Genomic DNA, 14,626 nt, shown 5'->3' on the forward strand with positions numbered 1-14,626 from the left:
CGCACGATTCGAGGGCTGTTCGTGCGATTTTGCGTCTGCTCGCGGCCGGGGACTAGTGCCGTTTGGCCGGCGGCCAGGGCGGCTCGCCGCACAGCGCCAGCAGTGCGTTCTCGATGACCTCCGGCAGCGCCGGATGGATCCAGTACTGGCCACGGGCCATGTCCTGGCCGGCCAGCCCGAAGCTCATCGCCTGGATCAACGGCTGGATCAACGACGAGGCCTGATGGCCCATGATGTGCGCGCCCAGAATCGTGCCGGTGCCGGCTTCCACGATCACCTTGGCGAAGCCGGTGGTGTCCTCCATGGCCCAGCCGTAGGCCACGTCACCGAAATCCTGGATCTTGGTCCGGATGTCGTACCCCGCTGCGCGCGCCTCGTTCTCGGTCAACCCCACACTGGCGATCTGCGGATCGGTGAACACCGCGGACGGCACGAACCGGTGATTCGACGGCATCAGGGCCGCGGTGTCGTCCCAGTCGGCCAGCAGGTTGTTCTTGACCACCCTGGCCTCGTGGTTGGCGACGTGCTTGAGCTGATACGGCGAGCTGACGTCGCCGAGTGCGAAAATGCCGCGGGCCGTTGTTCTTTGGTAGTCGTCGACCAGCACCCGGCCGTCTTCGACCTCGACGCCGACCGACTCGAGGTTGAGCAGGTCGGCATTCGGGATCCGGCCGGTGGCCACCAGCACCGCATCCGCCGTCACCTGTGAGCCGTCATCGAGTTCGATCACCGTCTGCGAGCCGTCGGTACGCGCACCGATCATGTTGCGATGGCTGCGGATCTCCCACTTCTTGCCCGCGATGTCGGTGAACCGTTCGCAGATGGTGTCGTCGCAGTGCGACAGCATGGTGCCGCCGCGGATCACGATCGTGACCCGTGATCCCAGCGAGGAGAAGACGTGCGCGAACTCGGCCGCCACGAATCCGCCGCCGATGATCACCAGATGCTCGGGCAGCTCGGCCATCCGCATGATGGTGTCGCTGGTGTGGACGTCCACCCCGCAACCGGCGATCGCGTCCGGGACCATCGCCCGCGCCCCGGCCGCGATCACCACCTGCGCGGCGGTGAACTCCTCGCCACCCGCGGTGCGCAGCCGATAGCCGGCGTCGGTCCGGCCGTCGAACGTCGTATGGGTGTCGTAGACGGTCACATTGGGGGAGGAGCGCCGGTAGTGCTCACCGCCGGACGCCAGTGGGTCGATACGCCCGAAGACCCGCGAGACGATGTCGGACCAGCGCACACCGTCGATGTGGGCGTCGACCCCGTAGCGGGTGGCGTCGCGGACCGTCGCGGCCACCTCGGCGGCGTAGACGAACATCTTCGTCGGGATGCAGCCCACGTTCAGGCAGGTGCCACCGAACACGCCCTCCTCGCAGATCGCGATCTTCTTGTCGGCGTAGCGCTCGTCGAGAACGCTGTTGCCCGAACCGGTTCCGATGATCGCGATGTCGAAGTGCTCCACAAGATCCCCTAATCCCGGCCGGCGGCCGATGCTGTCTGGGCGCAGTGCGCGAGGTAGGAGTCCAGCCAGCCGGCCAGCTCACGGTAGGCCGCGGCCCGCGGCTGCGCCAACGACAGAAACACGTCGTGCTTGGCGTCGACCACCGGCACCACTGAGCTCCGGTTGCCGATGCACCCGGCCCAGCGGGCGATCTGGCTCACGTCGAGCACTGCATCGCCGCGCTGCATCGTCTCCGGCACGGTGGTTTCCCGGACGCTGTGATCGGAGCGCAGGATCAGGTTGGGTACTCCGACGTCCAGTCCGCGGTGCAACGTGGCGTGGCCGCGGCGAATGGCGTGGATCCAGCCGACGGTCACCGGGAAGCCACCGAGCGGCTTCCACTGCAGGTTGTAGTCGAACTCGCCGTGATACTCGCGGTGCAGGGTCAGCCCGTAGCCGCCGTTGCCGGTGCCCCGGATCACCGAGGTCTTGCGCACCCGGGACAGGGCGCCGATCGCGGTCGAGGTCAGCCGGGTCCGCAGGATGGCCGGGCCGTGCAGATCCAGCCACGGGCTGTTGAGCACCAGCCCGCCGATGCCCAGCTGCTGCGTCGCGCCGCGCCGCCGCACCCGGTCCAGCCACAGCGAGACGATCAAGCCGCCGGCCGAATGGCCGTAGACCAGCACCCGGGCGCCCGGATTCTCGGCGGTGATGATGGCCAGGGCCCGCTCCAGCTCGCGGTCGTAGCGGGCCAGGTCGGTGGTGAAGTGCGGGGTTTGCCCGCTGCGCCAGGACCGGCCGCACTTGTGCTGGTCGAGGGCGTAGAACCGGAACCCGCGAGCGGTGAAGTGGTGTGCGAGCTCGGTGTTGAAGAAGTAGTCGGTGAAGCCGTGGACCGCGAGCACACAGTGCGCAGCCGGTTCGGCGTCGCCGCCGCGGCGCACCAGGGTGGCGAACAGGTCGCCCTCACCGTCCGGGTCGGGTCCCAGCGCCAGGGTGGTCTGCTGGAAGCCCACCAGCTCGTCGTCAGACCATTCGGCGTGCGCAGCCGTCACGAGGCCTACCTTAGTGACCTTCGCACGGCGGCGGTGTGGTGCTGGCGACTCGGCCGAATAGTTCGGGGTGGCACGGGATAACCTGGCAGTAGTACAGCCGTCACGAGACAAGGACGAACTGGTGTCTGAATCCACCAAAACGGATGTGGTGCTGGTCGGCGCCGGGATCATGAGCGCCACCCTGGGAGCGCTGCTGCGACTGGTCCAGCCGGACTGGTCGATCACGCTGGTGGAGCGCCTCGACGCGGCCGCCGCCGAGAGCAGCGACCCGTGGAACAACGCAGGAACCGGGCACTCGGCGCTGTGTGAGCTCAACTACACCCCGCAGAAGGCCGACGGCAGCATCGAGATCGCCAAGGCCGTCACCGTCAACGAGCAGTTCCAGGTCACTCGTCAGTTCTGGACCTACGCGGTTCAGAACGGCATCCTGCCCGACGTCCGCAACTTCCTGAATCCCGTTCCGCACGTCAGCTTCGTGCACGGCGCCGAGAACATCGACTACCTGCGGCGCCGCCGCGACACCCTGGTGCGCAACCCGCTGTTCGCCACGATGGAGTTCATCGACGGCGCCGACGAGTTCGCCCGCCGGCTGCCGCTGATGGCCAAGGGCCGCGATTTCACCGAGCCGGTGGCGCTGAACTGGACCACCGACGGCACCGACGTGGACTTCGGGTCGCTGACCCGCCAGCTGCTCGGGTTCGGTACCCAGCGCGGCATGACCACCCTGTTCGGCCACGATGTGCGCGATCTGGACCGTCAGTCCGACGGCAGCTGGACGGTCAAGGTGGTCAACCGGCGCACCGGCCAGAAGCGCTCGCTGTCGGCCAAGTTCGTCTTCGTCGGCGCCGGCGGCGGTGCGCTGCCGCTGCTGCAGAAGGCGGGCATCTCCGAGGCCAAGGGCTTCGGCGGGTTCCCGGTGAGCGGGCAGTGGCTGCGCACCGGCGACGCCGATCTGGCCGCCGCCCATCAGGCCAAGGTGTACGGCATGCCCCCGCTGGGCGCCCCGCCGATGTCGGTCCCGCACCTGGACGCCCGCGTCATCAACGGCCGGTCCTGGCTGCTGTTCGGCCCGTTCGCCGGGTGGTCGCCGAAGTTCCTCAAGGAGGGCAAGGTCACCGACCTGCCGCTGTCGGTCAAACCCAACAACCTGGCATCGATGGTCGGGGTGGGCCTGACCGAGTTCGGCCTGCTGAAGTACCTGATCGGACAGCTTGCGCTGAGCGAGGCAGACCGGGTCGACACGCTACGTGAATTCGCGCCCACCGCAAAGGATTCCGATTGGGAGCTGGACATCGCCGGCCAGCGTGTTCAGGTGATCCGCCGCGACTCCAAGAAGCTCGGCGTACTGGAGTTCGGTACCACCGTGCTGGCCGCGGGCGACGGCTCGATCGCCGGCCTGCTGGGCGCATCGCCGGGTGCCTCCACCGCGGTGCCCGCCATGATCGAGGTGCTGCACCGCTGCTTCCCCGACCGCTACCAGAGCTGGGAGCCCAAGCTCAAGGAGATGGTGCCCTCGCTGGGCGTCAAGCTCTCGGAGAACCCGCAGCTGTTCGACGAGGTGTGGTCCTACGGCACCAAGGTGCTCGGCCTGGGCAGCGGCACCGACGCCGGCGCTGCCGGTGCGGCGGTCGGCCCGGATTCCACCCCGGCCGCCGGTGATCCGGAGCCGGCAGGGGTGGTGTGACGGTCGCCCTGCGCCGCTCCTGGGCCAAGGACCTTGATGCGGCCACCCTCTACGAGCTGCTCAAATTGCGCGTCGAGGTGTTCGTGGTCGAGCAGGCCTGCCCGTATCCCGAGCTCGACGGCCGTGACCTGCTGGCCGAGACGCGGCACTTCTGGCTGGAGCGGCCCGATGGTGCGGTGATCTCCACACTGCGCCTGATGGAGGAGCACGCCGGCGGTGAGAAGACCTTCCGCATCGGGCGCGTCTGCACCCGCCGCTCCGAGCGCGGCCAGGGCCATACCGCCCGGCTGATGGCGGCGGCGCTGGCCGACGTCGGTGATCACCCGTGCCGGATCAACGCCCAGACCTACCTCGCCGAGATGTACGCCCGGCACGGTTTCGTCGTCGACGGCGACGAGTTCGTCGAGGACGGCATCCCGCATGTGCCGATGGTGCGCCGCACCACACTCGAAGCCGGGCAGCAGTGAGCACACCCGCTTACCCGCTCAGCGCCATCGTCGGGCATGACCGGTTGCGCCTGGCCCTGGTGCTGTGTGCCGTGCGCCCCGAGATCGGCGGCGTGCTGATCCGCGGTGAGAAGGGGACGGCGAAGTCGACAGCCGTGCGGGCGCTGGCCGCCGTGCTGGCCCAGGTCGACGCCGGCTCGCGGCTGGTGGAGTTGCCGATCGGTGCCACCGAGGACCGGGTGGTCGGTTCGCTGGATCTGCAGAAGGTACTGCGCGACGGGGAGCACGCCTTCTCGCCCGGCCTGCTGGCCCGCGCCCACGGCGGCGTGCTCTATGTCGACGAGGTCAACCTGCTGCACGACCATCTGGTCGACATCATGCTCGACGCCGCCGCGATGGGCCGGGTCCACATCGAACGCGACGGGGTGTCGCATTCGCACGAATCTCGGTTCGTGCTGATCGGCACGATGAATCCCGAAGAGGGCGAACTGCGTCCGCAGTTGCTCGACCGGTTCGGCCTGACCGTCGACGTGCAGGCCTCCCGCGATGTGGCGGTCCGCAGCGAGGTGATCCGCCAGCGGCTGGCCTACGAGGCCGACCCGTCCGGGTTTGCCGCCCGCTACGCCGAGCAGGACCGTGAACTGGCGGTGCGGATCGCCGCCGCCCGGGCCCGCGTCAGCCAGGTGGAACTGCCCGATGCCGAGCTGACCCGGATCGCCGCGCTGTGCGCGGCATTCGACGTCGACGGGATGCGGGCCGACCTGGTGGTGGCCCGTACCGCTGTGGCGCATGCCGCCTGGCGTGGCGCGGCGCGCGTTGCCGAGGAAGACATCCGGGTGGCTGCCGAGCTCGCGCTGCCACACCGTCGCCGCCGTGACCCGTTCGACGACCCTGGCCTGGATCCGGATCAGCTCGACGAGGCGCTGGCCGCCGGCGCGGAGGCCGGCCCGGATCCCGAGCCGGAGCCCGACCCGCCCGGCGGCGGCCAGTCGGCCGGCGGCGACACCGGACAAGCTGTCCCACAACAGAATTCGTCATCATCGACCACGCGTCCGTCCGCACCGCCCGCGGCGACGTTTCGGGCCAGGGCGCTGCGGGTGCCCGGTGTCGGGGAGGGCAACCCGGGCCGACGGTCGCGGGCCCGTAACCGCTCCGGTGCGGTGATCACCGCAACTGACCAGCCGCAGACCGGCCACGGTCTGCACCTGTTCGCGACGGTGCTGAGCGCGGCCGGGCAGGGCCGTCGCCGCCCCGAACCCGACGACATCCGCCGGGCGGTGCGCGTCGGGCGGGAGGGCAACCTGGTCATCTTCGTGGTGGATGCTTCCGGCTCGATGGCCGCACGCGACCGGATGTCCGCTGTCACCGGTGCGGCGCTGTCGCTGCTGCGCGACGCCTATCAGCGTCGGGACAAGGTTGCGGTCATCACCTTCCGCGGCGACGACGCCCGGGTGGTGCTGCCCCCCACGACATCGGCCTACATCGCCTCCCGGCGGCTGACCCGCTTCGACACCGGCGGCACCACGCCGCTGGCCAAGGGATTACTGGCCGCCCGCGACGTGGTGCTGCGCGAACGCGCCCGTGACCGCACCCGCCGGCCGCTGGTGGTCGTGCTCACCGACGGCCGCGCCACCGGCGGTCCGGATCCGCTGGGCCGCAGCCGCAGTGCCGCAGCGCTTTTGGTGGCCGAGAACGTGGCTTCGGTGGTGGTGGACTGCGAAACTTCGTATGTGCGGCTGGGTCTGGCCGGTGAGCTGGCCGATCAACTGGCGGCCCCGGTGCTTCGGCTCGAGCAGTTGCGCGCGGACTATCTGGCGCACGCCGTGCGCCACGCCGCCTGAGTCTGGAAGGGGACAGCCGATGCCGCAGGGGCAACCGCTCGTCGTACCCGCAGACGGCCTGACCACCCGTGCCCGGCGTAACACGCCGGTACTGGCCGTGCACACCGGCCCGGGTAAGGGAAAGTCCACCGCGGCGTTCGGAATGGCGTTGCGGGCGTGGAACGCCGGGATGAGCATCGCGGTGTTCCAGTTCGTCAAGAGCGCCAAGTGGAGGGTCGGCGAGGAGTCGGCGTTCGCCGCGCTGGGCCGGCTCAACACCGAGCAGGGTGTCGGTGGCGCGGTGGAGTGGCACAAGATGGGCTCCGGCTGGTCCTGGTCACGCAAGTCCGGCACCGATGACGACCACGCCGCGACCGCCGCCGACGGCTGGGCCGAGATCGCCCGCAGGCTCAGCGAACAACGTCATGACTTCTACGTCCTCGACGAGTTCACCTATCCGCTGAAATGGGGCTGGGTCGACGTCGACGAGGTGGTCGATGTCCTGCTTGGCCGCCCCGGCGGTCAGCACGTGGTGATCACCGGGCGGGACGCCCCGCAGCGCCTGCTCGATGCCGCCGATCTGGTCACCGAGATGACCAAGGTCAGGCACCCGATGGACGCCGGCCGTAAGGGCCAGCGCGGAATCGAATGGTGAGCACGCCGGGCGTCGTCATCGCCGCGCCCTCGTCGGGAAGTGGAAAGACCACTGTCGCAACGGGTTTGATCGGTGCTCTTCGGCAAGCCGGTCACCGGGTCGCACCGTTCAAGGTGGGACCCGATTTCATCGACCCCGGCTACCACGCGCTGGCGGCGGGCCGGCCGGGCCGCAACCTGGACCCGGTGCTGGTCGGTGAGGACTTGATCGGCCCGCTGTACCGGCACGGAACGGCTGATGCCGACATCGCCGTGGTCGAAGGTGTCATGGGCTTGTTCGACGGCCGCATCGACGAGCGGGCGGTGATCCCGGCGCGCGGTTCCACCGCGGCCGTTGCCGAGGCGCTGGGTGCCCCCGTGCTGCTGGTGGTCGACGCCCGCGGCCAGAGCCAGAGCATCGGCGCTGTGCTGCATGGCTTTTCGAGCTTCCATCACGGGGTGCGAGTGGCCGGGGTGATCCTCAACCGGGTCGGGTCGGCGCGCCACGAACAGGTGCTGCGCCAGGCCTGCGAGGCCACGGGTGTGCCGGTGCTGGGCGCGATCCCGCGCCACGACGAACTCTCGGTACCCTCGCGGCACCTGGGTCTGGTCACCGCCGTCGAACACGGTGAGCAGGCCCATGCGGCGGTGGCTGCGATGACGGCACTGGTGGCCCGCCATGTCGATCTGTCCGCGGTGGTCGCACTGGCCGCCTCGGGGGTGGCCAGTCCGGCCTGGTCGCCGCATGACGTGATCGGCGAGCCCGCCGATGTTGCTCCGGTGGTGGCGGTGGCCGCCGGACGGGCGTTCAGCTTCGGCTACACCGAACACGCCGAGCTGCTGGCCGCCGCAGGCGCGCAGGTGGTCCCGTTCGATCCGCTCGGTGACGGCCTGCCGGCGGGCACCGCGGCGCTGGTGCTGCCGGGTGGGTTCCCCGAGCAGTACCTGCCGGAATTGTCGGCCAACGCCGGCCTGCACGCCCAGATCCGTGAGCTGGCCGGGTATGCGCCCATCCATGCCGAATGCGGGGGACTGGCCTACCTGATGAGCGAACTCGACGGCCACCCGATGTGTGATGTGCTCGACGGCGCCGCCCGGTTCACCCCGCGGCTGACGCTGGGCTATCGCGATGCGGTGGCGGTGGCCGACTCGCCACTGCATCCGGCCGGGCAGCGGGTGGTCGGGCACGAATTCCACCGCACCGCAGTCGAATTCACCACCGCTGAGCAACCCGCGTGGGTGTTCCGCGGCTCCGACGGCACCCCGGTCTCCGACGGTGCGATCCGGGGCGGGGTGCACGCGTCGTATCTGCACACCCACGCCGCCGCCCAGCCCGGCGCGGTCGCGCGGTTTGTCAGCACCGCCGCCTCACTTACTAAGCTCGCCGGGTGACCGAGAACGCCTACCTCGTCGGCCTGCGGCTGACCGGCAAGAAGGTCGTCGTGGTCGGCGGCGGAACCGTCGCGCGGCGGCGGGTCCCGGTGCTGATCGGCGCCGGCGCCGACGTGCACGTGATCGCCAGGGCCGCCACCCCAGCCGTGGAGGCACTCGCCGAGCAGAAGCCCGGGATCACCCTGCAACTGCGCGACTACCGCGACGGCGACCTCGAGGGTGCCTGGTACGCGATCGCTGCCACCGACGATCCGGTGGTCAACGCCGCCGTCGTCGCCGAGGCCGAGAGCCGGCAGATCTTCTGCGTGCGGGCCGACGTGGCCCGCGAGGGCACCGCCGTGACGCCGGCGTCCTTCGACTACGACGGGTTGCTGGTGGGCGTGCTGGCCGGCGGCGAGCACCGCCGCTCGGCGGCCATCCGCTCGGCCATCCGGGAGGCTTTCCAGCAGGGTGTCATCAACCCGGACACTTCCGATGTGATGCGCGGCGGGGTGGCCCTGGTCGGCGGTGGCCCCGGCGATCCGGAACTGATCACCGTGCGCGGTCGCCGGCTCCTGGCCCGCGCCGACGTCGTCGTCGCCGACCGGCTGGCACCGCCGGAACTGCTGGCCGAACTGGGTGCGCACGTCGAGGTGATCGACGCCGCGAAGATCCCGTACGGGCGGGCGATGGCTCAGGATGCGATCAACGACGTGCTGGTGGAACGGGCCCGCGCCGGCCAGTTCGTGGTGCGGCTCAAGGGTGGTGATCCGTTCGTCTTCGCCCGTGGTTATGAGGAAGTTCTCGCCTGTGCCGAGGCTGGGATTCCGGTCACAGTCGTCCCCGGTGTGACCAGTGCCATCGCGGTGCCGGCAATGGCCGGAGTTCCGGTCACGCATCGCGGGGTCAATCACGAGTTCGTCGTGGTCAGCGGTCATTTAGCACCGGATCATCCGGAATCGTTAGTGAATTGGAATGCGCTGGCGCAATTGTCGGGGACGTTAGTTCTGCTGATGGCCGTCGAGCGCATTGAATTGTTTGCCGACGCGCTGATATCAGGCGGTAGACCAGCGGAAACGCCGGTTCTTGTGGTCCAGCACGGCACAACGGCCGCAGAGCGGATCCTGACGACTACGCTCGGGGATGCGCCGATGAGAATTCGAACCGACGGTATTCGGCCGCCGGCAATCGTCGTGATCGGCCCGGTGGCGGGCTTCGCCACTTAAAGTCCTCTTAAAATTACTGTAGGGTAGCCAATTATGACGGCTCTCAACGATGCGGAGCGAGCGATGAATCGCCACGCCGACAGTTCAGAGCGCGCCCTCCCGATGCGCCTCGAGCCCAAGGCTCTGACCAAGACCAGCAAGTTCTACCCGGACTGGCTGCCATCCTGGCGCTTCATCGCCGCTGTCATCGCCATCGGCGGTATGCAGTTGTTGGCCACCATGGACAGCACGGTGGCGATCGTGGCGTTGCCGAAGATCCAGGACGAACTCAGCCTGTCCGATGCGGGCCGCAGCTGGGTGATCACCGCCTACGTGCTGACGTTCGGCGGTCTGATGCTGCTCGGTGGCCGCCTTGGCGACACCATCGGACGCAAGCGGACCTTCATCGTCGGTGTCGCGCTGTTCACCATCGCCTCGGTGCTCTGCGGGATCGCGTGGGACGAGGTGACGCTGGTCATCGCGCGTTTGCTGCAGGGTGTCGGGGCGGCGATCGCCTCGCCGACCGGCCTGGCGCTGATCGCCACCACTTTCCCCAAGGGGCCGGCCCGCAATGCCGCTACGGCGATCTTCGCCGCGATGACCGGTATCGGCTCGGTCATGGGTCTGGTCGTCGGCGGCGCTCTGGTGGAGGTGTCCTGGCGGCTGGCGTTCCTGGTGAATGTGCCGATCGGTCTACTGATGATCTACCTGGCGCGCACCACGCTGCGGGAAACCCAACGCGAGCGGATGAAGCTGGACGCCGCCGGCGCGCTGCTGGCCACCCTGGGCTGTACCGCAGCGGTGTTCGGTTTCGCCCAGGCTCCGGAGAACGGCTGGCTGACGCCGGTCACCATGGTCTCGGCCGGGGCCGCCGCGGTCGCGTTCGTGGCCTTCGTGTTCGTCGAGCGCCGTGCCGTCAACCCGGTGGTGCCGTTCTCGCTGTTCCGCGACCGCAACCGGCTGGCGACCTTCGCCGCGGTGTTCCTGGCCGGCGGGGTGATGTTCACGCTGACCGTGCTGATCGGCCTGTACGTGCAGGACATCATGGGGTACAGCGCCCTGCGCGCCGGGATCGGGTTCATCCCGTTCGTGATCGCCCTGGGCATCGGCCTGGGGGTGTCATCGCAGCTGGTGTCGAAGTTCCCCCCGCGGGTGCTGGTGATCGCCGGTGGCGTGCTGGTGCTGGCCGCGATGATCTACGGCTCCACGCTCAACGGCGGCATTCCGTACTTCCCCAATCTGGTCCTGCCGATCACCGTCGGCGGGCTCGGCATCGGGATGATCGTGGTGCCGCTGACGGTGTCGGCCATCGCCGGTGTGGGCTTCGACCAGATCGGCCCGGTGTCGGCGATCGCGCTCATGCTGCAGAACCTGGGCGGGCCGGTCGTGCTGGCCATCATCCAGGCCGTCATCACCTCGCGCACCCTGTACCTGGGCGGTACCACCGGCCCGGTCAAGAACATGAACCCCGCGCAGCTGCACGCTCTTGACCAGGGCTACACCTACGGGTTGCTGTGGGTGGCGGCGGTCGCGGTGATCGTGGGCGCGGTGGCGCTGTTCATCGGCTACACCGCCGAACAGGTGGCGCACGCGCAGGAAGTCAAGGAAGCGATCGACGCCGGCGAGATCTAGCGATTTCGGCGCGCCCGGCGTCGCCCAGAGACGATGAGCGCGCCGAAATCACACCGCGAGGATGCCCCTCGGTAGGGTAGCTACCCATGTCTGGCGCGCGCGGTCCGCAACCGGCTGCCGGAACGCTGTCCTCCCGGGTACTCGGTGTCGCGATCGTGGCGATCACCGGTATGCAGCTGATGTCCACGCTCGACGGCACGATAGTGATCGTCGCGTTGCCGCGGATGCAGGCCGAGCTCGGGCTGTCCGACGCCAGCAAGAGCTGGGTGATCACCGCCTATGTCCTCACCTTCGGTGGTCTGCTGCTGTTGGGTGGCCGGGTCGGTGACGCCATCGGCCACAAGCGGGCGTTCATCTCCGGTGTCGGGGTGTTCACCATCGCCTCGCTGGCCTGCGGGGTCGCCACCGAACAGTGGACCCTGATCATCGCGCGTGCGGTGCAGGGGATCGGCGCCGCGGTCGCGGCGCCGACCGGGCTCGCGCTGATCGCCACCACCTACGCCGTCGGGCATGCGCGCAACCAGGCGATGGCGGTGTCGGCGGCCATGCAGGGCCTCGGCTCGGTGCTCGGCCTGGTCCTGGGTGGGGCGTTGACGGGCCTGTCCTGGCGGCTCGCATTCCTGGTCAACGTGCCGATCGGCGTGCTGATCATCGCGATCGGCCTGACCCGGCTCGAGGAAACCCGCCACGAACGCCTCAAGCTCGACGTCACCGGCGCGCTGCTGGCCACGCTGGGCTGCAGCGCCGCGGTGCTGGTCTTCACCCAGGGCCCACCGCGAGGCTGGGTCGATCCCTGGGTGATCGGGGCCGGCGTCGCCGCCGTGGTGTTCTTCGTCGCCTTCCTGATCGTGGAGCGCAGTGCTGACAACCCGCTGGTGCCGTTCTCGGTGTTCGACAGCCGCAGCCGGGTCGCCTCATTCCTGGCGTACTTCCTGGCCGGTGGAGTCATGCTCACCCTGAGCGTCATGATCGGTCTGCTGGTGCAGGACGTGCTCGGCTATTCACCGCTGCGGGCCGGCGTGTGCTTCATGCCGTTCGCGGTGGCCTTCGTGCTGGGCAATGTGGTCGCCACCCGGCTGGCGCCGCGTGTCGCGCCGCGCTGGGTGATCCTCGGCGGAGGGCTGCTGGTGCTGGCGGCCATGCTGTACGGCTCGACGCTGACCCGCACGATTCCGTACTTTCCGGACCTGTTCGTGCCGATCGTGGTGGGTGGCTTCGGAATCGGGGTGATCTCGGTGATCCTGCCGCTGTGCACGCTGGCCAATGTCGGTCCGCGCGAGATCGGTCCGGTGTCGTCGATCACCCTGATGGTCTTCAACCTCGGCGGTCCGCTGGTGCTGGTGGTCATCCAGGCGGTGCAGACCTCACGAACCCTGTACCTGGGCGGAACCACCGGTCCGGCGAAGTACATGACGTCGGCCCAGCTCGACGCCCTCGGCCATGGCTACACCTACTCGCTGCTGTGGGTGGCGGGCATTGCCGTGCTGGTCGGTGTCGCCGCGCTCGGCATCGGCTACACCTCCAGCGATATCGCGACCGCCCAGCACACCCGGGAAGCCGTCGAGGCCGGCGAACTCTAGGCGGGTCTACCCCGAGCATCACCGACCATGACGGCGGACGGTCTGACCGGATCCTCGGCGGAGTGCTCGACCGCGTGGCTCGCGGAGTTCGTCGTCCGGCGTCGTGCCTCGATGCGCGGGCGCAGCCAGCGGGCCCCGACCCGCGCCGCGAGGTACACCACGAAACTGATGGTCGCGATGAACACACTTGCCTTGACGTTGCCGTGGACCAGGCTCAGCAGCAGTCCGCCGTCGGCGGCCAGCAAGGCGAATCCGATCGACAGGGCAATCACGACCGGGGTGCGCGCGCTGAGTCGGCTGGCCGCCGCCGCCGGTGTGATGGCAAGGCTGAGCACCAGCAGGGTGCCCACGATCTGGGCGGCTTCGGTGACGGTGATGGCCAGGATGTAGACGAACAACAGGCCGACCAGACGGGTCGGCACTCCGCGGGCCACCGCCAGTTCGTGGTCGACGGAGGCGAACAGCAGTGGCCGGTACAGTACCGCCATCGTGGCCAGCACACCGAGTGCGATGCCGGTCAGCAGGGTGATCTGACCGGGACTGACGCCGAAGATCTGCCCGAACAGGATGTTGGTGGCCGTCGTCGCGAACCCCTGGTAGAGCGAGAGCAGATACACCCCGACCCCGATACCGAAGGCGAGGATCACTCCGATCGACGAATTGCGTTCTCGCTCACGGTCTCCCAGCAGTCCGATCGCCGTGGCGACCACCAGGGACCCCAGCAACGCGCCTAGGATCGCGTCGTTGGCCGCCACCAGTCCGGCGGCGGCGCCGGTGAACGCGAGTTCTGCGCTGCCATGGACGGCGAACGCCAGGTCACGCATGATCACGAAAGGTCCGATCAGGCCCGAGGTGATCGCGACCAGCGTGGCCGCGATCAGGGCATTGCGGACGAATGATTCAGACAGGTAGTCGGCGAGCGTCACAGCAGGGGTCCTTGGCTTCCGGCCACCGGAGCGGGCTGCGACTGTGCGGTGTCCGGAGCGCCCACGATGATCAGCCGGCCACCGGCTCGCAGGACTTCGACATCAGTGCCATACAGCTCGGACAGTGTCGAGCTGGTCAGCACCTCCTCGGGGGTGCCGATCGTCCACCGAGATCCGACCAGATACAGGACGCGGTCCACATACGGAAGGATCGGATTGATCTCATGGGTCACGAACAGCACTGCGATCTGCGCCGCGCGGCGCTGGGCGTCGATGAGTTCGACCACCTCGCGTTGATGCCGCAGGTCCAGGGACAGCAGAGGTTCGTCGCACAGCAACAAGCGCGGATCGCCGAGCAGCGACTGAGCGATGCGCAACCGCTGCTGTTCGCCTCCGGACAACCGGCCCACCGGCGAATGCGCGAAGCCGGTGGCACCGACCGCAGCCAATGCGGTGTGCACCTTCTGGCGACGCCGGAAGCTGGGAAGTCCGATGCCCCAACGATGTCCATCCAGCCCGAGTCGGACCAGGTCGACACCTTCGATCGGTACGTCGCGATCGAACCCTTTCTGCTGTGGCACGTAACCGATCCGGGTACTGCCCCGGGTCGGGGGAGCGCCGCAAACCTGAACCGAGCCCGTCGTGAGGGCGGTCAACCCGAGCAGCACTTTGACCAGTGAGGTCTTGCCGCTGCCGTTGGGTCCCAGGACCGCGACGAACTCGCCGGGCCCGATTGTGACGTCGACGTCCTGCCATAGTCGACGCGTGCTGTAGGACAGTCCGGCGCCGCGCAGCGTCACCACCGGTGCGGCTGGCATGTCCGGGTTGGTGAG

At 68.9% G+C, this 14,626-nt stretch carries 12 protein-coding genes; 8 read left to right on the plus strand and 4 right to left on the minus strand.

Features of this window, described 5'->3' with window-relative positions; genetic code table 11:
- Nucleotides 1-52: 52 nt before the first annotated feature.
- The gene (gene mtr / locus G6N35_RS02850) at nt 53-1,462 is read right to left on the minus strand and encodes a mycothione reductase (protein ID WP_163802872.1); all 1,410 of its coding nucleotides are present in this window, start codon (nt 1,460-1,462) and stop codon (nt 53-55) included.
- Between the two features lie 8 nt (nt 1,463-1,470).
- A complete protein-coding gene (locus tag G6N35_RS02855; protein ID WP_163802873.1) occupies nt 1,471-2,496 on the minus strand; it encodes an alpha/beta hydrolase in 1,026 nt (341 codons plus the stop codon).
- Between the two features lie 82 nt (nt 2,497-2,578).
- Here G6N35_RS02855 and mqo point away from each other — a divergent pair, with 82 nt between their 5' ends.
- From mqo to G6N35_RS02895, 8 genes are all read left to right on the plus strand, one after another.
- The gene (mqo, locus tag G6N35_RS02860; RefSeq protein WP_322790634.1) at nt 2,579-4,180 is read left to right on the plus strand and encodes a malate dehydrogenase (quinone); all 1,602 of its coding nucleotides are present in this window, start codon (nt 2,579-2,581) and stop codon (nt 4,178-4,180) included.
- A complete protein-coding gene (locus G6N35_RS02865) occupies nt 4,177-4,647 on the plus strand; it encodes a GNAT family N-acetyltransferase (RefSeq protein ID WP_163802875.1) in 471 nt (156 codons plus the stop codon). The genes mqo and G6N35_RS02865 overlap by 4 nt, the downstream gene beginning before the upstream one ends.
- A complete protein-coding gene (locus tag G6N35_RS02870; protein ID WP_163802876.1) occupies nt 4,644-6,467 on the plus strand; it encodes a magnesium chelatase subunit D family protein in 1,824 nt (607 codons plus the stop codon). The genes G6N35_RS02865 and G6N35_RS02870 overlap by 4 nt, the downstream gene beginning before the upstream one ends.
- Before the next feature lie 19 nt (nt 6,468-6,486).
- On the plus strand, nt 6,487-7,101 hold the full coding sequence (gene cobO, locus G6N35_RS02875; RefSeq protein WP_163802877.1) for a cob(I)yrinic acid a,c-diamide adenosyltransferase: 615 nt from the start codon (nt 6,487-6,489) through the stop codon (nt 7,099-7,101).
- Nucleotides 7,098-8,471: a cobyrinic acid a,c-diamide synthase CobB gene (locus G6N35_RS02880; protein ID WP_163802878.1), complete on the plus strand. Its 1,374-nt coding sequence runs from the start codon at nt 7,098-7,100 to the stop codon at nt 8,469-8,471. Before cobO ends, G6N35_RS02880 begins: the two co-directional genes overlap by 4 nt.
- Entirely contained in the window at nt 8,468-9,676 is a 1,209-nt protein-coding gene (gene cobA, locus G6N35_RS02885) for a uroporphyrinogen-III C-methyltransferase (RefSeq protein ID WP_163802879.1), read from the plus strand. The genes G6N35_RS02880 and cobA overlap by 4 nt, the downstream gene beginning before the upstream one ends.
- Nucleotides 9,677-9,709: 33 nt before the next feature.
- The gene (locus G6N35_RS02890; RefSeq protein ID WP_163802880.1) at nt 9,710-11,287 is read left to right on the plus strand and encodes an MFS transporter; all 1,578 of its coding nucleotides are present in this window, start codon (nt 9,710-9,712) and stop codon (nt 11,285-11,287) included.
- 86 nt (nt 11,288-11,373) lie between these two features.
- Entirely contained in the window at nt 11,374-12,867 is a 1,494-nt protein-coding gene (locus G6N35_RS02895; protein ID WP_163802881.1) for an MFS transporter, read from the plus strand.
- On the opposite strand, the gene G6N35_RS02900 is transcribed toward G6N35_RS02895, so the two are convergent.
- A complete protein-coding gene (locus tag G6N35_RS02900; RefSeq protein ID WP_163802882.1) occupies nt 12,864-13,793 on the minus strand; it encodes a metal ABC transporter permease in 930 nt (309 codons plus the stop codon). The two genes, G6N35_RS02895 and G6N35_RS02900, sit on opposite strands and share 4 nt — an antisense overlap.
- The gene (locus G6N35_RS02905) at nt 13,790-14,611 is read right to left on the minus strand and encodes a metal ABC transporter ATP-binding protein (RefSeq protein WP_163802883.1); all 822 of its coding nucleotides are present in this window, start codon (nt 14,609-14,611) and stop codon (nt 13,790-13,792) included. The genes G6N35_RS02900 and G6N35_RS02905 overlap by 4 nt, the downstream gene beginning before the upstream one ends.
- Nucleotides 14,612-14,626 lie beyond the last annotated feature (15 nt).

The sequence above is a fragment of the Mycolicibacterium anyangense genome (assembly GCF_010731855.1).
Lineage (GTDB): Bacteria > Actinomycetota > Actinomycetes > Mycobacteriales > Mycobacteriaceae > Mycobacterium > Mycobacterium anyangense.

Excerpts from the sequence above, each read along its gene's own strand:
- cobO (WP_163802877.1), top strand. The coding sequence starts at position 6,487 with ATGCCGCAGGGGCAACCGCTCGTCGTACCCGCAGACGGCCTGACCACC.
- G6N35_RS02890 (WP_163802880.1), top strand. The coding sequence starts at position 9,710 with ATGACGGCTCTCAACGATGCGGAGCGAGCGATGAATCGCCACGCCGAC.
- G6N35_RS02895 (WP_163802881.1), top strand. The coding sequence starts at position 11,374 with ATGTCTGGCGCGCGCGGTCCGCAACCGGCTGCCGGAACGCTGTCCTCC.
- G6N35_RS02905 (WP_163802883.1), bottom strand. The coding sequence starts at position 14,611 with ATGCCAGCCGCACCGGTGGTGACGCTGCGCGGCGCCGGACTGTCCTAC.